The following is a 17983-nucleotide window of genomic DNA, read 5'->3' on the forward strand; positions in this document are numbered from 1 at the left end:
TTTTTTACTCCGTCGTTGTTGGCCGCATCGCGCGGTCGAGCATCATCAGTCCTGTTTCGAGCTGGACGCCTGCGGCGTTAGCCCATGTGCGCGCTTCCTGTGCCGCTTTGTGCCGGCTGTAGCTACCTACCTCGTCGCGCATGAGGTCGAGCAGCTCAATGTCCGCGCCAAGTGCGATCTCGTCGACCAGCTTGCGGATCTCGACGCGAATGGTGTCGATCCGCGTACGGTTTGCGAGTCGGGAATCCGACTCGCCTTCCTTCGTTTGGTTAGCCTTTCGGCGCGCGACCGGCGCTTCGTTTGTCTGGATCGCTTTGGCGGGCGCGAGCCCGGTGCTGCTGAAGTCGTCGTTCGATGCGTGCGCCGGAACGACACCAGTGGGGGTGAGCTTTGGGCGCTTGTCCGCTGCATCCCGCTTACGCGGCGGCGGACGTGGGGTAGAAATGGCCGGGGAAGCCATCAGGGGCGCCCGCCAGACGGGAAAGGCCACGCGGACTGAGGCGACAAAGACGCCACTTTGCTGGCAGGGGGCGTTTGCTGTCGGAAATGCGCGCTGCCACCGGCAAGCTCGCGCAGCTTGCGATGCTCGGCCATATATACGTCATCAAGCCACTTGCGGATGATCGGGCGCAGTTTGTCAGTTCGGTGATCGGGTCTGGACAACCGCTCTATCAACTGATCGCGCGCGGCCTGGATCGCCTTGAAGCGACTGGAATGGAACACCGTGTGAGCGTTGATCGACGGTAGCGAACTGGCGCCTGCCTTCTGCAGTGCATAGCTGGTTGCGAAGATCCAAGAGCCCGAGTTCGCATGAGCGAGCATGATCTCTGCCGGGCAGAGGCCGCGATGTTTGGGCGGCTTTGGCATTGCAATTCGCTCGCAGTGTTCGAACACACCGTTAGCATTCGGTGTGTGGAGCGGATACGAAATCGGATCGTGTATCCCGTCGACGAAAACTACGTCGTCCGGAACAAGCGGATCGGGCGCGGTCAGCGGTTTCTTCGTTGGCGCATCAAGCATGTCTGCGAGCGGCGTTAGCGCCGCGTGTACCGCTTGAATCGTGCTCGGCAGGAGCGCTCCGAAAGACTGGTCGTGTAGCACCGCCTGCAGCCCACGCAAAAGTTGCTTTGCATGGGCTTCCGTTATCTTTTGCGATGCCGTCTTTGCGAGGGCTTTTTTAGTCACCTTTGCTTTTCCGCCAGCAATAGCCTTCGCCGCCGCGCTTTGAAGCCGTTCAAGCGCTTTCTCACCCCCATGCGTGCGGATCTCGTCAATCGCGAGCGTCGACGACACGACTTTTTCACGAACTAGCTTATGAAGCCCCGCTGGCGCGCGGGCGAGCAGGAGCACGTCGCGGATCGTCTGGTCCGTGATGTTGAGGCGCTTGCAAATGGTTGCGTTCGGTTCGCCAAGTGCCTGCAGTTCGACAACCTTCTCGGCCAGCTGCAGCGGAGTCAGCTTCTCGCTGTCGTTCGTCGTGATGCCAGCATAGATAAGGTTCGTGCGGTTGACTGACTTTGCCTCGTCGATCACAACGGGGAGTCGATCAATCAGCGCGCCTTCCTTGATCGCAAGCAACGCGGCGTGATAACGATGTTGGCCGGCGTAGACGAAGATGCGATCTTCGCTGCCGACCTTTCGCACGAAGCATCCGAGCGGCTGCTTGCGGTCATAGCCGTTCGCTTTGATCAGGCTTGCGATGTGTCGGACACGGTCCTGATCAAGCGGGCGAACGTTATCACGTGGGTCGTAGTGGATCTGTTCGGGCGGCACTGTCCACAGGTCGGACGATCCGCCGCCGGCAGCTTTAACGGCAGCTTTAGTGTTACCAGTGACGATCATCGCGTCGAGAACGAGTGGGCTGGTTTTAGGCATTCTGACCTCCGGCAGTTTCGGCGTCCCGTGCTTTAGCTTCGCCCATAAGTGCTGTGTAGGCGACGGCATCCTCCGCGCTGTCGGCGTGAAAGCCCGGGCGCTGGAACAGACGGACGTTCTTCAATAACTGCATGAGTAGCCGGCCTTCGGCCTCGGCGAGATCGCGGCCCGTGATAACGTTGAAGGCGGTGACAGTCGCTCCCATGCTTCGCTCACCTGCGGGCTTGTCATACGTGGCCGCGCGTGCCTTCATGTGTTCGGCCGCTCGCTCGAGCAACTCGGGGGCCGTTGCTTTGATGGCAATGTAGCGTCGATCGCCGGCATCTGAAGAAACGTTCTGACTGGCCGCTTTGAAAAAAAGAAGAGTCCTTTCCGCAGCTTCTCCGACATCGGCAAGGGTTTGGTCGCGGACGTCACTTGTGTCAATTGCGGCTGTCGAAAACCAGTAGACAATTCGCGAATCGCTTGTACGAATGCCTTGTCGAATAAGGTCCGCGCGCACCAGCATGCGCAGTTCGGCACGCACTGCGTCGACGTCGGCATAGTCCAGTTCCCGGTTGATGTCGCTAATGCTCATGACCGACGTGCGACTGGACAGCAATGCGATCAGCGCTTTGCAGATCGGAGAAAGTTCATTAACCATGTTGCCTCCGGAGGCGGGAATAGAGCCGCGCGCGAAGAAAAGGACGTGCGAAACACAGCGCGCAGAACGCGGCGACGATGACGACGAAAAGCTTGCCCGCCGAGAAGCCGGCGAACAGCCAGAGGGCTGTGTCGGCGAGGCCGAATAGAAAGCCGATCTGACGTTGCGGAGTGGGGCCAGTGAGGAACCACGCAGCGCAGCAAGTAGCGATAGCGACGAGAAGGGCAAGCATTAAGCTGCCTCCTTCACATGCGCTGCGCGCGGTTTGCGCTTTGCCTCGGTAGTCGTCTTTTCGGTCAACGCGGCGGCAATGCGGCGTTCGTGTTTCGCGATGGCTGAACGGCAATCGTCTGCGCTCGGCGCTGAGATAGACGTATGAGCGACCGTCGAGCCGTCCATGATCATGTAGAGCGTGTGGACACTGCCATGCAGCGGACGGCGTGCGACTACATACCGGCCGACCATCATGGGTGTCGTTGCGCGCGGGGCCCTCGGATCGTACTTGACGATCGAACGGAGACGAATGGTGTCCCGGCGTGATAGCTCGGTTGAGAAAGCAACGTTTAATTTTTGCATTGCGGTTTTGCTCGATATCGCCAGCGGGATGAAGGCGTCCGCCCGGCGCGGGTTGATCGGCTGTCGCGTGCGGCTTTCGATGTCGGTCACAGGTAGCGGGACAGATGCGCAGCGTGGGGGCGCCCGACTAGGTGGTGACGCGGTAGGTGGAGCGCGGAGGCTGGGCCTGTTCAGGCTGGAAAACCGTGATGCCTATGACGATGGCAGCGAATACGAAGACGGCTCTCCATGCAGCGGACTTTTCAAAGTCACTTTGGCGGATGATCGTAAAGCCTTCGGGGATTTCTGTTGGCAGCCCCTGGATGGAGCGGAGCCACGCCTGACGTGCTGGCGAATTCGTGTCGACACTTTTCATGAAGTTCTCCGGGTTACGCAGGATCGCGTTCGGGCCGAAGATTACCCATTTGTGGCAATGTCTGTCAATCCATTAATGGATATTTCAAGGTGAAAAAGTCGTAGCCGAAACCCGTTACGGTCTCGGCTGACGAGGGCTAATTGCCTTGACGTGCGATGATCAAGATCGACAGTTGAGCTGCAAGCGACAGAGCTACGTCCACTGCCGCGCTCTCATTGATGTAGGTCGCCGCCAGAAAAAACAACGAGAGGATGCTGCCCAGACAACTGAAGCCGCGTTGATGGTGGGTGGTTGGTCGGCTGCGGCGTTTTGCCCGGAGTCGACGGGCAAGGTTTTCGAGTTCGTCTGCAATGAGGTTGATCTGTTCCGGCTCGATCGCCTCAGTCACGGATGACAAGCGCCCATCGGAGCGCAGAACCACCATTGCGGTGGCTATGGGTAGCGCGTCAGGGTCCTGAAGTTGTGCGTCTGCGGTCGCCTGAATGAGTTTTGCTCTGCGGACAAGTGGATGTTCTTTGGTATGCCGGAGATGGTCAGAGCGCCGGTACTGCTCGATGCTAATTACCCGTGCGGCGTTTTGCTGATTTGGTCTCTGAGTGCTTTGGTTCATGATTCGTGAGCGTGTTATCGTTAGGCTCACGAAGGGCGGGGCGCATGACCTGCGCCAGTTCGTCAATACTCAATTCCCGGAGGTCGGAGAGGCGAATGAATTCTTCGGCTAATCTCTCTGCGCCGGATTTGACCTGGTTCTCATGACGCAGAAATCGGGCGTAGCTCGCGACTTTATCTCTATCGGTTTCCGACAGGCCATCCAGTTCCGTATGATCGCGCGAAACCCCGACAGTCCCGGTATCAAGATCTTCCATCAATAGCTGCGCCGGCGTCACCCTGAACGAACTCGCTATGGCTTCGATCACGTCGAGTTGAGGATGTACTGCGGCCGTCAGGACGCGCTGGATCGAACTCTGCGAGATCCCTGCTTTTCGCGCGAGCGCCGTCTGTGTGGCCAGAGTCGGGTGGCCATCCATCAGTCGCCGTATGTTGCGGGCGAGTATTTCGTTCGCGCGTTTTGCTGTCATCCACTCATATTGCCAAATATGGTTATCTCATAGCGGGTAGTTTTCGTTGCCGAAATAACCAATAAAGGGTATTCTCGCAGTTCATCTACCACGGGAGGTTGTTATGAAACAGCATCACGAACAGTGGCTCAGCGCCGTTCGTCGGCGTCTTCTTTGCGAGAAGGGCAATTTGCGCAAAGTGGCAGCCCAATCGGGCGTCCCCTATCCGACGCTTATCAAAATCACTAGCGGCGTAGTTTCCGACCCGCGCGTCTCCACGGTCCAAGCGCTGCACGATTACTTCGCGCGTCGTCCGGAGCGGTCAGCTGCGTCCGGTGGCGCTTTCGCGGGTCATTGAAATTCTTTCGAATATCTACTCGCCTGCATCCTAAAAGCGTGGGGCGGGCGTGCACAGTATGAAAGCGCACACGTGCAAAGAGGGCACAACCGGGATGACCTGCCGATACAGCGAAACAGAATGGCTTGACGTGTTGTACGCGTCGGTTCGTAACACACCAGGGGGCGTGGCAGATGCAGCGAACTTCCTGACGTTGCGACGCGGGAAGAACATCGCCACAGAGTCGCTTCGATTGCGTCTACGTGGCGAAGGCGATAACCGACTCTCGATGGAAATGTTCGAGTTGCTGATCGAGTGGATGGAGGAGAAACGCCAGCCGCACTACCTGGATCCGATCCACGCGCTGAGCGAGCGCTTTGGCCTGATCGCCGAGCGGCAAGGCGACGCGCTGTCGGATGAGGTTGACAGCTCTCACGACGTAAATGCGCTTGCCCGCGCGACGCTCGACCTGCAGGTGCATGTCGGTGAAGTGGCCGGCGAAGTGGTGCGCGCGGTCGCCGATCGGCGGATCGATCTACATGAGGTTGAGCAGTTGACGGTCGTCAGCCGCAAGGGTCAGCGACTTTTCCAGCGCCTTATCTATACGGCCACGCGCCTCGCCAAACTGCGGCGCAAGTAACGTCCTTGCCGGGTACGGCTGCGACGCGGCCTCCCACGTCAATACCTTACGGATCATCATGGAGAGCCATGGGCGCACTCGACCCATTGGAAGCGCACGCCCCTACCGGACCTATCGCATCGATCGAGTCTGAACACGCGGTGCTGGGTGCTTTGTTGCTGGATAACAGCGTATATGACCGGATCGGGGATCTGATTGCGGCCGACGATTTCACGCTGCTGGAAAATCGTCTGATCTTCCAGACGATTAGCGGTCTGATTCTCGCCCAGCATCAGGCGGATGTGGTCACGGTCTTCGAGCGCTTGCAGTCAAGCGGCGCAAAGATCAAGCGCCCTTTGCAGTACCTCAACGAGCTCGTCCAGTCGACACCGAGCGCGGCGAACGTAATGCGCTATGCCGAGATCGTGCGCAACCGGTCAATGCTGCGTGGGTGCCTGCGCACGGCCCGCCAGGTCATCGACCTCTGTCATCACACGGGCGGGCGGGAGGTGTCGGAAATCATCGACCAGGCGCAAGCCTCCTTCCTGCGACTGTCAGACACCGAACGGCGCAAGGACGACGGGTTCAGGCCGATGCAAGGTACTTTGGCCCGAGTGCTTGAGCGTATCGACGAACTCTCCCAGCGCGAGGATAAGCGCGGCGTCACGGGGACCGCGACCGGCTTTGATGACCTTGACCGGCGCCTTGATGGCATGCATGAGGGCGAACTTGTTATCGTCGGCGGCAGACCGTCGATGGGCAAGACCTCGTTCGCCATGAACATCGCTGAACACGTCGCCGCACGCCTTGGACTTCCGGCGGCGGTTGTGTCGATGGAGATGCCCGAGGAACAACTGGTGACCCGCATGCTCGCGTCAGTCTCGCGCGTGAATCAGCATCGTCTGCGTACGGGCACGCTCGACGACGAGGACTGGTCGCGCGTCACGCACGGCGTGAAGGTGATGGCCGATGCCGATATCCGAATGCTGGAAGGCGCGTCGCTTACGCCGTCGATGCTCAAAACCCGACTCAGACGTCTGCACCGCGAGTGTGGCCAGCTCGGCGTCGTCGTGATCGACTATCTGCAACTGATGTCTGGCGATGGCGCGAATCCGGAAATGCGTGCAGTGGAAGTGAGCAGCATTTCGCGGGCGCTGAAGCAGATCGCCACCGAACTGCGCGTGCCGGTCATCGCGCTGTCCCAGCTTAACCGCGGCCTCGAGCAGCGGCCCAATAAGCGCCCGGTGATGTCCGATCTGCGCGAGTCGGGTTCGATCGAACAGGACGCGGATGTGATTCTCTTTATCTATCGCGACGAAGTCTACAACCCTGACAGTCCCGACAAGGGCACGGCCGAAATTATTATCGCGAAGCAGCGCAACGGGCCGATCGGCACCGTGCGCCTCGCATTCCAGAACGCCATTACCCGGTTCGAGAATTTCTCGGAGCCGGACGCGGGCTATTGAATTCAAGCTTCAGAGATTGACCAACTGACCTATGACGACTGTTTCCCCATTCTTCACCTGGAGACGTGCGATGACGGAGAGCGATCTGCCGTCGACCACCAAGCTGGTCCTGTTTGTGATTGCCGAGTACGCAAACGCGATGGACGACATCTGCTGGCCGTCGATCGGCACGATCGCGGGCAAGGCGAGCCTGTCCGAGCGTTGTGTGAGTAACCACCTGGCGGTGGCTGAAAGCAACGGATGGCTCACGCGCTGGCGGTCGCGCCGGCCTGCACGCCGCTGGGCGCACGCGCATTACCGGCTGTCGGTCCCGAAGGAGATCGCGTTGCGCCAGCGCGATGTTATCGACTTCGATCTCGCAGCCGGTGGGCAGGAACCTGATTCCGATGTTGCTGAAAGCTTTGGCAATTCCGAACAACGTTCCGGAGTTGCACACAAAACAGGCAACCACGAACGTCGTTCAGGTGACTCTGCTGCGTCACCCGAACGACGTTCCGGTGAGACTTCTGAGCGTGCCGCTGGGGACGCCCAGGATGCGGAGGATTCGCAAAGTTACCTGAACCACGTTCCAACTAGTAAACCAGTAAACAGAAGTACATATAAAAACCTCTCTAATCCTCAACCCACGGTGGTGAACGAAGCCATAGCTGGGCAGAGAGAGGATTTCAGCGAATCACAATGGCAAGGACAAGCGGGTGAAGTGGCGCATGAGGCGGTCCAGAACGTAGCCGATGAGGAAGGCACGGCGGAGTCGCTTGCGGCCTGGATGCTTGAGCGCATCCGCGTGCGTTTGCCGGATTTTGGGACGCCAGACATGCCCGCGTGGGTCGCCGAGATCCGGCAGATGCTGCAGGTCGACGGGCGCGGTGCACGCCATATTGCCGGCCTGTTCGGCTGGGCCGATCGCGACCGGTTCTGGTCGAAGGTGATGGTCTCGCCCGCGCGGCTGCGCAAGAACTGGGACGAAATCCGGCGTCGGCGCAACGATGCGCTCGCGTTGAAAGCGGCACCGGGCGGTGCGTCGGCTGCCGGTGCGTCGGCACAGGCAGATGACCGGCAATGCGCGCACGTCGAAGATGGATGCCGCTGCACGCGGACTGCGACCACCATCATCGGTGCCGGCTCATCCCGGCGCGGCTACTGCCGGGCACACATCGGCCAGTACGAAGACTGAACGGGGAACAACTCATGACGCTGGATGAACGTTTGAACAACTGGGCGAAGGCGATGCGCGGGGGCACTGGCCACAGCGACACGCTGGTAGCATCGATCTATTTTCCGAACGTGGGTGGTCGCACCGTCAGCACGGCGCTCAACGCCGAAGATGCGCAGAAGGTCGAGCGCGCATGGCAGCGATTAATGCCGCTCGATCGCAAGGTCCTGCAGATGCACTTTGTGTGGAGTGCGTCGCCCGCCTTCATCTGCCGAAGGCTTGGGCTGAAAGTGCGGCCCACATCGATCTTCGATCTGGCGCTTACGCATGCGAAGCGCGCGATCGGAGAAAAGTTGCTTGAGATGGGACGCGAGCCGCAGCGCGAATACGTGTCAATGCAGGCCATCATTGACCGGCTCAATGCCGAACGTGCCGCGCAGTGTGATGGCGAATGCGACGATTGCAGCGATCAATCCAGAATGCAGCCTCTTGCGGAAACAAGATAGCTCAACTACACTTCGGGCTTACAACTTGATTCCGGTATTTACCGAGTGACGCGGCCTGTTCCGGGTCGCTGCACGTCCGGAAGAAATTGAAGCCTCGCCGCATTCGCGCCGGGGCTTTTTTGCCTTTGGTCTCTGAGTCACGGCAGGTCGAGCGCGGGCAGGGCACCGCCGCAAGCCACCGGGGACCCTATGGCCGCTGGAGACACGGGGGCTCACACCCGCGTTTTTCCTCTACTGGCGAAACATCAAGGGGGGTCATATTCATGCCCACTCAGCAGCAGATCGCGGATCACCTCGATCTGGACCAGTCTGCGGTGTCGCGGCTGGTCGAGAAGCTCGGCATCGATCACCGGCAGTCATCGATGGACGATATTCGCGTCGAATACATCCGGCACCTGCGCGGCATCGCGGCGGGCCGGGTGGGCGACGGCGGATACGATCTCGCCACCGAGCGTGCGATGACCGAACGGGTGGAGCGCGAGATCAAGATCCTCACGCTCGCGGAGAAGAAGGGGCAGCTCGTGAACGCGGAGCAGCTCGAGCGGGCCTATGGCCAGATGGTCAGCGCGTTTCAATCGGAACTCGTCTCGCTGCCGGACAAACTGGTCCAGGAGCTTCGTACGCTCTACGGCGTCGAGATCGATGTCGAAATCCTGAATGGGCATGTCAATGGATGCCTCGAACAGTTGGCTCGATACGAGCCAGACAGTACACGCGGTGCTGCGGCGTCTGGCGGCGCTGCTCAAGCCGGGGGAGAAGCTCTCGACGACTGAGTGGGCGCGTCGGCACCGGCGGCTGAGCGCGAAAGCGGCGGCGAGCCCCGGCAGGTACAACCCGGACATCACGCCGTGGGTGCCGGGCATGCACGCGGCGCTCGACGATCCGCGCGTGCAGAAGGTCGTGTGCATGAAATCCGCGCAGGTGGCTTGGACGGACGGCGTGCTGCTGAACTATGTCGGCCGGCGCATTGATATCGATCCGTGCCCGATCATCATCATGTTCGCGAAAGAGAAGTCGGCCAAGAAATTCAATCTCGAAAAATTCGAGCCGATGGTCGAGGTCACACCGCGCCTTGCCGCAAAACTGCCGGTCCACGCGGGCCGCGACCGGAACAACCTGTGGGATCACAAGACGTTCGCGCGCGGGTTTCTGAAGTTCATCACCTCGAATGCGCCGGACGACGTGAAGTCGACACCGGCGCCGGTGGTCGCGGTCGAGGAGCCGGACGACGCAAACCAGAACGTGCGCGAGCAGGGCGATTCGATCACGCTGCTCGAGGAGCGCAACAAGAGTTATTCCGACAGCCGCCGCAAGGTGATTTTCGGCGGCACACCGACCGTCGATGGTTTCTCGCGCATTGCGCAGGCATACGAAGCATCGGACCAGCGGCGCTATCTTGTGCCGTGCCCCGACTGCGGCGAAGAGCACGAGCTCGCGTGGGATAACGTCACGTGGCAGGAGGATGCGGAGAAGCCTCACGAGGTGTTCGGCCTCGCGCGCCCCGATTCGGCCCGCTATACATGCCCTTTCTGCGGCAGCCTGTGGGATGACACCGCGCGCTTTCGCGCGGTGCGTCACGGACGATGGGTCGCGACCGCGGCGTTTCACGGCGTGGCCGGTTTCCGCTTAAACGAGCTGGTGTCGCCGTTTCCGGGCTCACGCCTCGCGGAACTGGTCAAGAAACGCCTGGTTGCAGAGAAGGCGCTGCGCGCGGGCGACGACACGAAGATGCGTTCGTTCGTGAACAACACCGAAGGGCGACCATACAAATACGAGAGCGACATTCCGGAGATCGAACTGCTCGCGGCGCGTGCGCTCGACTATCCGGTCTTTACGGTGCCGGCTGGCGCGCTGCTGCTCACGATCGGCATCGACGTCCAGCACGACCGCATCGCGGTGTTGCTGCGTGCGTGGGGACGTGGCGAGGAAAGCTGGCTCGTCCTTTGGGACGAGATTTACGGCAACGTGCTCGAGCAGGGTAACGATCCGATGGTGGGTGGCGTGTGGGGTGCGCTCACCGAACTGCTGACGCAGGGTTATCGCCATGCAAACGGCTGGGTGCTGCGCATCCGCGCGGCGTCGATCGACTCGTCGGACGGCTCGACCTCCGATGCGGTGTATCGCTACGTGCGTGTCGCCCAGAAGCGCGGCATCAACATCATGGCAATCAAGGGCGCGAAGGATGTCGGTGCGGAAGTGTTCAGCGTGCCGAAGACGTCGGTCGATTCGGTGCGCAACAACAGCAAGGCCGCGAAATACGGCTTGCGCCCGTACATGGTCGGCGTGAGCCGTGCCAAGGATCTGATTCTCGACAACCGGCTCAAGCTCGAAGGCGACGGGCCGGGACGCCTGCACTGGTATCAGGGTGTGCGTGCCGATTACCTGCACCAGCTTACCGCCGAGGTGAAGGTGCCGGGGCGCATCGGCGGCAAGCGCGTCTGGCAGAAGAAGGCCGGTGCGCGCAACGAGGCGCTCGACTGCGAGGTGTATGCATTACACGCCGCGCGCAGCATCAAGACGCACCTCATGACCGAGGCGCACTGGATGATTGAGCAGAACCGGCTCGCACAGGCATCGCTGTTCGACACGATGCCGGTGGCGACGGCGCTGCGGGTCGCAGATGGGGACGCGGTGTCGTCGCAGGCGACCGTCGAGACGGGAACGCGGGGCGATGAACTTGATTCGTCCGATGCAGCCACCGGCCCGCCGGGTCCGGCACGCGAACCGTCAGCTGTAGCAGTCGGCACGGTGAACGTACCCGCGAACGCAACACGAACCATTCCACACGAAACCCCGCCCACGAGCGGGGTTTTGCGTTTTCAGGGGCGACGCACGGGCCGCTCGGCCTATCTGAAGCGTCGTTAATCATTTACGGGAGCCGCATATGGCCTATACCGCAGCGGATCTGGCCCGCATCCAGTCGGCAATTGCGAAGGGCGAGCTCGAGGTGCAGTACGCGGATCGCAAGGTCCGCTACCGGAGCATCGCCGAGTTGCGCGAAGCGCAGACCGAGATCGTCCGCGCGCTCGATCGCGCCACGCCGCGCTCGCGCGTATTCCGCCTGCGACACGCGGGCAAGGGCATCCGATGAAGCGCGCGGGTTCCGGCAGTTATCCATCGCTCGCGCAGCGCGGCTTCGTGCTGCCCACGCGTCTCGCGGCCGGCCGCCTGAAAGCGTCGGCCTATGAGGCTGCTGGCGCATCGGGTGCGCGCGGGCGCTCATGGCAGACGTCGAGAGCAGGGCCGAACGCCGCCGCAGTGCAGAACCTGCCGCTGCTGCGCAGCCGCGCGCGCGACGCGATCCGCAACGATCCGTGGGCGAAGACCGCGATCTCGCGGCTCGTGTCGAACACGATCGGCACGGGTATCCAGCCGCATCCGCAGCATCCGGACCCGGCGATCCGCCGGCAGCAGAAAGAATTATGGGACGACTGGGTCGGCGAATCCGACTGCGATGGTCTGCTCGATTTCTACGGTCAGCAGACGCTCGCCGCGCGCGCATTCTTCGGTGATGGCGAGGTGCTGCTGCGCCGGCGCATGCGCCGGCCGGACGCCGCGCTCGCGGTGCCGATGCAGGTGCAGGTGCTCGAAGCGGACATGCTGCCGGTTGAAAAAAACGAATTGACGCAGGGCGGTGGCGAGATCGTCAACGGCGTGGAGTTCGACGCCGATGACCAGCGCGTCGCATACCACCTGCTGCGCCGCCATCCCGGCGAATACAACCGGGCGAACCTGGTCTCGTCGGGCTCGATGCTGACGACGCCGGTGGCGGCCGACGACATCGCGCACGTGTTCCAGCCGCTGCGCGCGGGTCAGGTGCGCGGCGTGCCGGAACTGTCGACGGTGCTGCTGCGGCTGCATTCGCTCGACAACTTCGACGACGCGGTGCTGTTCCGGCAGGAGATCAGCAATCTTTTTGCGGGGTTTCTGGTGAAGCCCAACGCGGAGCCGGGGCTGCTGGGCGATCCGGTCACGGGCGAGGGGCTCGAGTTCGATTCGGACGGCTTCTCGCCGGTCGTGTCGCTCGAACCCGGCACTGTGCAGGAACTGGCGCCCGGCGAGGACATGCGTTTCGCGACGCCGCCGGGCGCGGGTGCGGACTATGGACCGTTCATGCGCCAGCAGTTGATGGCGGCCGCCGCCTCGGTCGGCATGCCGTACGAAATTCTCACCGGTGATCTGCGCGAGGTGAGCGACCGCGTGCTGCGCGTGCTGCTCAACGAGTTCAGGCGCTCGGTCGAGCAGGTGCAGTGGAACATTTTTATTCACCAGTATTGCCGCCGCGTGTGGGCGTGGTGGGTCGATGCGAGTGTGCTGTCCGGCGCGATGGATGCGCCGGACTTTCACCTCACGCGCCGCGAGTACCTGCGGGTGCGCTGGGTGCCGCAGGGCTGGCCGTACATCCACCCGGTGCAGGACGTGAATGCGCAGAAGCTTGCGATCCGCTCGGGGCTGACAAGCCGCTCGGCGTCGATCCTGAGGCAGGGCGAGGATCCCGAGCAGGTCGATCAGGAGAACGCGGCGGATAACGCGCGGGCCGATGCCCTCGGCCTGCGTTACGACACTGACCCGCGTTCACGCGATATCGCGGGCGATGTGGCCGGTGACGTGGCAAGTGAACCGGCGACCGCGCCTTCTTCGAAGACAGGAACAGCAGATGAAAAACCGTAAGTGGTGGGATATCCGTGCGCTCACGAACGCGCAGGGCGCGAGCGTCGCCGAGATCAGGATCTACGACGAGATCGGCTTCTGGGGGACGGACGCAAAGACGTTCGTCGCGCAGCTCGAAGAGGTTGCCACGGGCGCCGCGGAAATCGTGGTTGCGATCAATTCGCCCGGTGGCGACGTGTTCGATGCGTTCGCGATCTACAACGCGCTGCGCCGGTACGCGGGACGCGTAACGACGCGCGTGGACGGCGTGGCCGCCTCCGCTGCGTCGCTCGTCACGATGGCGGGCGACCGCGTCGTCATGCCTGAAAACGCGATGCTCATGATCCACAACCCGTGGACGGTGGCGGCCGGCACGTCGGCGGATCTGCGCGCGACCGCCGATTCGATGGACAAGGCGCGCGACGGCATTCTCGCAGCGTACCGGAACAAGAGCGGCAAGTCCGTCGAGGAACTGACCGCGATGCTCGACGCCGAGACATGGATGACGGCGGCCGAAGCGAAGGAGGCGGGCTTCATCGACGAGATCGAGGCGCCGGTGAAGCTCTCGGCGAGTGTGCGCGCGGCGGGGCTGCTCGCGCGATTCGGGTCCGCGCCGTCGCCTGTTCAGGCGCTCGTCGATGAGACGCTGAAGCCCGCGCCGGATCCGCTGCCGGTCGATCCACCGCCGGCGGATCCGGTTCCCGATGCGGCGCCCGTCGTCCCGCCTCCAGATGTCGTGCCGCCCGAACCGGCCGGCGTGCTCGCCGCGCACGCGTTTGCCGCATGCCGTGCAGCAAATCTGTCGGCATGCGCGGAAAGCATCGCGACGATCACGGCGCTGAAGGATCGGGCAACGATCGACGCGGCGGTGCGTAACGCCTCGGAGATCGCGGGCCTGTGTGTCGCGGCAAAGCTGCCGGAACTGACCGCGCAGTTTGTCGGTGACGGACTGAACCCGGACCAGGTACGCGCGCGGCTGTTCGACCGCGTCACGCAGACACAGGCGCGCGTGAACAACCGCCAGCCGCCCGTCATCAACGATGCGGGGAATGGCGCGTCTCCCGGCTCACCGGCAGGCCCGAAAGCATCCTCGGTTTATGCGGTAAGGCGGGCTCGCATGAATGCACATCCGAAGTGAACGCAGTGAACAAAGCGACTTTGACCGGTCGTCGTTGACAGAACCATCCATGCGCCATGAGGTGCAAAGGAAATCCACTACATGAACAGCATCAAAACCCAGGGCAGTGTCACCGGCGAGTTCCTCCTTTCGGAGGGGCCGGGCCGGATTTCGCGCGAACAGATCCTTGTCGCCAGGGGCGACGCACTGCCGGCCGGGCAACTGCTCGGCACGACTGGCACTGGCGAATACGCGCCGTACAACAACGCGGCGACGGACGGCTCCGAAGTGGTGACGGCAATCCTTTACGGGCCGCTCGCTGCATCGGACGAGCCGCGTGCGGCCGTCGGCATCGTGCGCCTCGCTGAAGTCGCCGCGCAACTGCTCGCGGGGCTGGACGCGGCAGCGCGCACGGACCTCGCCGCGCACTACGTGATCGTGCGCTAGACGCCCCGATCCTGCTTACCCCTTTTAACGGACAGGAGAATTACATGGCGGATATCGCCCTTCTCAACGACGACGCGTTCTCGCTGTCGTCGCTCAGCGCAGCGATCAATGAACAGCCGCAGGTGCCCAGCCGCCTCGCGTCGCTCGGCCTCTTCGACGAAGAGGGCATTACCACGACCGTGGTGCAGATCGAGCGCGACGGCGACACCCTCGCGCTCGTGCCGGTCGGGCAGCGCGGCGCATCCGGCACGGTCGTGACCGGCAGCAAGCGCAACATGATTCCGTTCAACACGGTTCACCTGCCACAGCGTGCAGCGATCGGTGCCGACGAGATCCAGAATCTGCGCGCGTTCGGCTCCGAGTCCGAGCTCGAGGCGATCCAGACGGTAGTGAACAAGCGCCTCGCGAAGATGCGACGGCAGCTCGATGCAACGACCGAATTCCACCGCATCGGCGCGATCAAGGGGCTGATCCTCGATGCGGACGGCAGGACGGTCGTGGCCAATCTGCTGCGACAGTTCCAGATCGAGCATACGGAGATCGGTTTCGACCTCGCGAAGCCGGACGCCGAACTGCGCATCAAGTGTCTGGCGCTGCTCGACGCGATCGAGGATGCGCTAGGCAATACGCCGTTCACCGGCGTGCGCGTGCTGTGCGGTCGCGAGTTCTGGAACCGCCTGATCGTGATGCAGTCGGTCAAGGAAACGTATCTTGCGACGGCGATGGCGTCGGCGCTGCGCGGTGACCCGCGCGATACGTTCGAATTCGGCGGCGTCACCTTCGAGCGCTATCGGGGCCGTGTGGGCAACGTCGGTTATGTGGCGGACGATGAAGCGTGGGCCGTGCCGGAAGGCGTGCCGGATCTGTTCATCACGCGCTTCGCGCCGGCCGACTACATGGAGACGGTCAACACGAACGGTTTGCCGTATTACGCGAAGCAGGAACTGATGGATTTCAGCAAGGGCGTCGAGCTCGAGGCGCAGTCCAATCCGATCCACCTGTGCACGCGGCCGAAGGCTGTCATCCGGCTGAAGGTATAGGGAGCGCCGTATGTCACACGGCATGTCATTCCGTGAGCTTGTCGCGGATCTCGACGATGCGGTGGTGCGCGATCTGGCCGACGACGACATCACCGTCGACGGCGAACCGGTTCGCGGCATGTTTGCCGCGCCCTGGCTCGGGCCGGATCTTGGACGGCAGCGCACGCAGCTGGAGCACCCGCAGGTCAGCGTGCGCGACGGCGACGCCGCCCGGATTCGTCAGGGCAGTGTCGTCCTCGTGGGCACGGATGCCCATGGCGACGCATACGTGGTGTTCGAACTGCAACCGGACGGCACGGGCTGGACGGTACTGCTTTTGCGGCCAAAGTAGCCTGTCAGCGGGGAGAAAGCATGGACGCGCTCAAGGTGGAGATCGACACCGCGCAGGTGACTGCGGCCCTTCAGGGTCTGTCGGCGTCGGCCATGCAGGCCGCGTGGCGACGCACGCTGCGCAAGACGGCGGCTTGGATCAAAAGCCAGACCGGCAAGGAAGTATCGAAGGGCACGCTGATCCCGCAGAAGGTGATCAGGAAGCGTCTTTATTTTTTCATGCGCTCGGCCGATACGGGCAAGGTGTGGCTCGGCCTGAATCCGGTCGAGGCGCACCGGCTCGGCTCGGTGCGCGAGACGAAAAAGGGCATCCGTGCCGGACGCTTCACGTTCGACGGTGCATGGCGGCAGACGAAGGCAAAACCCGATGGTCCGATCTACCGGCGCACCGGTAAATCGCGCACACCCTTCGAGGTGGTGACGGTGGACTGGTCGAAGACCGGCGACCCAGCATTCCGGCGTGCCGCGCAACTGTGCGAGGAGCGTCTCATGACGATCCTGAAGCAGGAAGTGAATTACGAAATCCAGAAAGCGTTAGGAGGCGTGCGTCGTGGACGAGGTAGCTGACGATATTGCTGAAACACGCGCAGGCGTAGACATTCTTGCCGCGCTTCACGATGCGATGACCGCGCACCTGCGCGAGCGACTGCCGGATGTACCGGCCATCGATGCCTATCCGCGCATCGGCAAGCGGATCCCGACGCCGTGCATTGCGATCGAGATGTCGGAGATGGAGCCGGGTCACGATCCGGGCAACGGGCAGACCTCCCTCATTGGCCGGTTTCAGGCCCGTGCGATCGTGGATCCGCTCGGGCCGCATGCAGACCTGGCGGTTCGCCAGCTGGCCGCGCGCATCGCGTGCGCGGTGCAGGGCGAGACTTGGGGCGTGCCGGTCACGCCCGCGAAGCTTGTACAGATCGGCGACGATCCGTTCAAGCCCGAGCTCGACGCCTATCTCGTGTGGCTCGTCGAGTGGACGCACGAGTTCGACCTCGGCGACGTGACGCAGCCCTTTCCGGGCAGCGGTGCGGTGGTCGTGTGGGGCGTCGATCCGGAGACGGGCAACGGGCATGAAGCGGATTACCGGGAGCCTGCCGGGGAAACGTCGCTGGCTGCCAGCCTATGAGCGACTATGAAATCGGCGAGGTCGACCGGCTGATCGCGAGCATCGTTCAGGCCGGCTTCATTGAGAGCGTCCAGTACGACCCGCCACGGTGCAGGGTGCGCAGCGGCGAGTGGGTCAGCGCACTGCTTCCATGGAAGACGTTTGCGGCCGGTCGCGTGCGCACGTGGTGCCCACCGTCAGTCGGCGAGCAGGCGGTTGTGCTGGCACCGTCCGGCACGCTCGCGGGCGCGTTCGTGCTGGCCGGCTTCTACAGCGATACGCATGGCGGCGCAAACGGGCACTCGGCCAGTCTCACCGCGACTGACTGGCCGGATGGCGCGCATGAGCATTACGACCATGAAGCGCACGAGTACGTGTTTGCGGTGCCGGCGGGTGGGCGCATCGTGTTCCGCATCGGTGACACGCAGATGGAACTGACGGCGCAGGGCATCACGCAGCGCACGCAAAAGCTGCTGGTCGATGCGCCGGACTCGACGTTCACGGGCAACAGCACGACAGAGAAACGCCTGACGTTCCAGGGCGGCATGACGGGCAGCAACGCGGCAGGCGGCCCGGCTTCGGAGATCGACGGCGAGGCACATTTCACGGGTGAAGTGACCTCGCAGGGCGTGTCACTGCCGAAGCACCGGCACATGACCGGAGCCGAGGGTGCGCCGACAAGCGATCCGTTACCAGGCTAACCGTG

At 62.6% G+C, this 17983-nt stretch carries 24 protein-coding genes; 16 read left to right on the top strand and 8 right to left on the bottom strand.

Annotated elements, in window-relative coordinates; all coding sequences use genetic code 11:
• Positions 1 to 4: 4 nt before the first annotated feature.
• The 8 genes from LFL96_RS04800 to LFL96_RS04835 all read right to left on the bottom strand — a co-directional run bounded on the left by LFL96_RS04800 (position 5) and on the right by LFL96_RS04835 (position 4477).
• Positions 5 to 460, bottom strand: a complete 456-nt coding sequence (locus LFL96_RS04800) for a hypothetical protein (protein ID WP_348638413.1) — start codon at positions 458 to 460, stop codon at positions 5 to 7.
• Entirely contained in the window at positions 460 to 1875 is a 1416-nt protein-coding gene (locus LFL96_RS04805; RefSeq protein WP_280998645.1) for a ParB/RepB/Spo0J family partition protein, read from the bottom strand. Before LFL96_RS04805 ends, LFL96_RS04800 begins: the two co-directional genes overlap by 1 nt.
• Positions 1868 to 2518 carry a hypothetical protein gene (locus LFL96_RS04810; RefSeq protein WP_280998647.1) on the bottom strand — a complete coding sequence of 217 codons (651 nt, stop codon included), beginning with the start codon at positions 2516 to 2518 and terminating at the stop codon, positions 1868 to 1870. Before LFL96_RS04810 ends, LFL96_RS04805 begins: the two co-directional genes overlap by 8 nt.
• The gene (locus LFL96_RS04815; RefSeq protein WP_280998649.1) at positions 2511 to 2750 is read right to left on the bottom strand and encodes a hypothetical protein; all 240 of its coding nucleotides are present in this window, start codon (positions 2748 to 2750) and stop codon (positions 2511 to 2513) included. Before LFL96_RS04815 ends, LFL96_RS04810 begins: the two co-directional genes overlap by 8 nt.
• Positions 2750 to 3184: a beta-hexosaminidase gene (locus LFL96_RS04820; protein WP_280998650.1), complete on the bottom strand. Its 435-nt coding sequence runs from the start codon at positions 3182 to 3184 to the stop codon at positions 2750 to 2752. Before LFL96_RS04820 ends, LFL96_RS04815 begins: the two co-directional genes overlap by 1 nt.
• Before the next feature lie 37 nt (positions 3185 to 3221).
• Positions 3222 to 3449: a hypothetical protein gene (locus LFL96_RS04825; RefSeq protein ID WP_280998652.1), complete on the bottom strand. Its 228-nt coding sequence runs from the start codon at positions 3447 to 3449 to the stop codon at positions 3222 to 3224.
• A 136-nt stretch (positions 3450 to 3585) separates the two neighbouring features.
• The gene (locus LFL96_RS04830) at positions 3586 to 4059 is read right to left on the bottom strand and encodes a hypothetical protein (RefSeq protein ID WP_280998654.1); all 474 of its coding nucleotides are present in this window, start codon (positions 4057 to 4059) and stop codon (positions 3586 to 3588) included.
• Entirely contained in the window at positions 4007 to 4477 is a 471-nt protein-coding gene (locus tag LFL96_RS04835; RefSeq protein WP_280998656.1) for a helix-turn-helix transcriptional regulator, read from the bottom strand. Before LFL96_RS04835 ends, LFL96_RS04830 begins: the two co-directional genes overlap by 53 nt.
• A 154-nt stretch (positions 4478 to 4631) precedes the next feature.
• Here LFL96_RS04835 and LFL96_RS04840 point away from each other — a divergent pair, with 154 nt between their 5' ends.
• From LFL96_RS04840 to LFL96_RS04915, 16 genes are all read left to right on the top strand, one after another.
• Positions 4632 to 4865 (top strand): hypothetical protein, encoded by a 234-nt coding sequence (locus LFL96_RS04840; protein WP_280998658.1) that lies wholly within the window; start codon positions 4632 to 4634, stop codon positions 4863 to 4865.
• 94 nt (positions 4866 to 4959) lie between these two features.
• Positions 4960 to 5484 (top strand): hypothetical protein, encoded by a 525-nt coding sequence (locus tag LFL96_RS04845; RefSeq protein ID WP_281000566.1) that lies wholly within the window; start codon positions 4960 to 4962, stop codon positions 5482 to 5484.
• Between the two features lie 68 nt (positions 5485 to 5552).
• Complete coding sequence (gene dnaB / locus LFL96_RS04850; RefSeq protein ID WP_280998660.1) at positions 5553 to 6929, top strand: replicative DNA helicase; 1377 nt, start codon at positions 5553 to 5555, stop codon at positions 6927 to 6929.
• A 70-nt stretch (positions 6930 to 6999) separates the two neighbouring features.
• Positions 7000 to 8103, top strand: a complete 1104-nt coding sequence (locus LFL96_RS04855) for a helix-turn-helix domain-containing protein (protein WP_280998662.1) — start codon at positions 7000 to 7002, stop codon at positions 8101 to 8103.
• 14 nt (positions 8104 to 8117) lie between these two features.
• On the top strand, positions 8118 to 8588 hold the full coding sequence (locus LFL96_RS04860; protein WP_280998664.1) for a hypothetical protein: 471 nt from the start codon (positions 8118 to 8120) through the stop codon (positions 8586 to 8588).
• A 263-nt stretch (positions 8589 to 8851) separates the two neighbouring features.
• Entirely contained in the window at positions 8852 to 9361 is a 510-nt protein-coding gene (locus LFL96_RS04865; RefSeq protein ID WP_280998666.1) for a MarR family transcriptional regulator, read from the top strand.
• Positions 9258 to 11453 carry a terminase gpA endonuclease subunit gene (locus LFL96_RS04870; protein WP_348638414.1) on the top strand — a complete coding sequence of 732 codons (2196 nt, stop codon included), beginning with the start codon at positions 9258 to 9260 and terminating at the stop codon, positions 11451 to 11453. The genes LFL96_RS04865 and LFL96_RS04870 overlap by 104 nt, the downstream gene beginning before the upstream one ends.
• Before the next feature lie 19 nt (positions 11454 to 11472).
• Positions 11473 to 11679: a hypothetical protein gene (locus LFL96_RS04875; protein WP_280998668.1), complete on the top strand. Its 207-nt coding sequence runs from the start codon at positions 11473 to 11475 to the stop codon at positions 11677 to 11679.
• Positions 11676 to 13259, top strand: coding sequence for a phage portal protein (locus tag LFL96_RS04880; RefSeq protein ID WP_280998670.1), 1584 nt, complete (start codon positions 11676 to 11678; stop codon positions 13257 to 13259). Before LFL96_RS04875 ends, LFL96_RS04880 begins: the two co-directional genes overlap by 4 nt.
• The gene (locus LFL96_RS04885) at positions 13246 to 14376 is read left to right on the top strand and encodes a head maturation protease, ClpP-related (protein WP_280998672.1); all 1131 of its coding nucleotides are present in this window, start codon (positions 13246 to 13248) and stop codon (positions 14374 to 14376) included. The genes LFL96_RS04880 and LFL96_RS04885 overlap by 14 nt, the downstream gene beginning before the upstream one ends.
• Positions 14377 to 14457: 81 nt before the next feature.
• Positions 14458 to 14802: a head decoration protein gene (locus tag LFL96_RS04890; protein ID WP_280998674.1), complete on the top strand. Its 345-nt coding sequence runs from the start codon at positions 14458 to 14460 to the stop codon at positions 14800 to 14802.
• A gap of 44 nt (positions 14803 to 14846) precedes the next feature.
• The gene (locus tag LFL96_RS04895) at positions 14847 to 15842 is read left to right on the top strand and encodes a major capsid protein (RefSeq protein WP_280998676.1); all 996 of its coding nucleotides are present in this window, start codon (positions 14847 to 14849) and stop codon (positions 15840 to 15842) included.
• A gap of 22 nt (positions 15843 to 15864) precedes the next feature.
• Positions 15865 to 16173 (top strand): hypothetical protein, encoded by a 309-nt coding sequence (locus LFL96_RS04900; RefSeq protein WP_281000570.1) that lies wholly within the window; start codon positions 15865 to 15867, stop codon positions 16171 to 16173.
• 20 nt (positions 16174 to 16193) lie between these two features.
• Positions 16194 to 16739: a phage tail protein gene (locus LFL96_RS04905; RefSeq protein WP_280998678.1), complete on the top strand. Its 546-nt coding sequence runs from the start codon at positions 16194 to 16196 to the stop codon at positions 16737 to 16739.
• 55 nt (positions 16740 to 16794) lie between these two features.
• Positions 16795 to 17298 (top strand): hypothetical protein, encoded by a 504-nt coding sequence (locus LFL96_RS04910; protein WP_281000572.1) that lies wholly within the window; start codon positions 16795 to 16797, stop codon positions 17296 to 17298.
• On the top strand, positions 17295 to 17978 hold the full coding sequence (locus LFL96_RS04915; protein WP_280998680.1) for a phage baseplate assembly protein V: 684 nt from the start codon (positions 17295 to 17297) through the stop codon (positions 17976 to 17978). Before LFL96_RS04910 ends, LFL96_RS04915 begins: the two co-directional genes overlap by 4 nt.
• Positions 17979 to 17983: the final 5 nt, after the last annotated feature.

The sequence above is a fragment of the Paraburkholderia sp. D15 genome (assembly GCF_029910215.1).
In the GTDB taxonomy this organism is placed as follows: domain Bacteria; phylum Pseudomonadota; class Gammaproteobacteria; order Burkholderiales; family Burkholderiaceae; genus Paraburkholderia.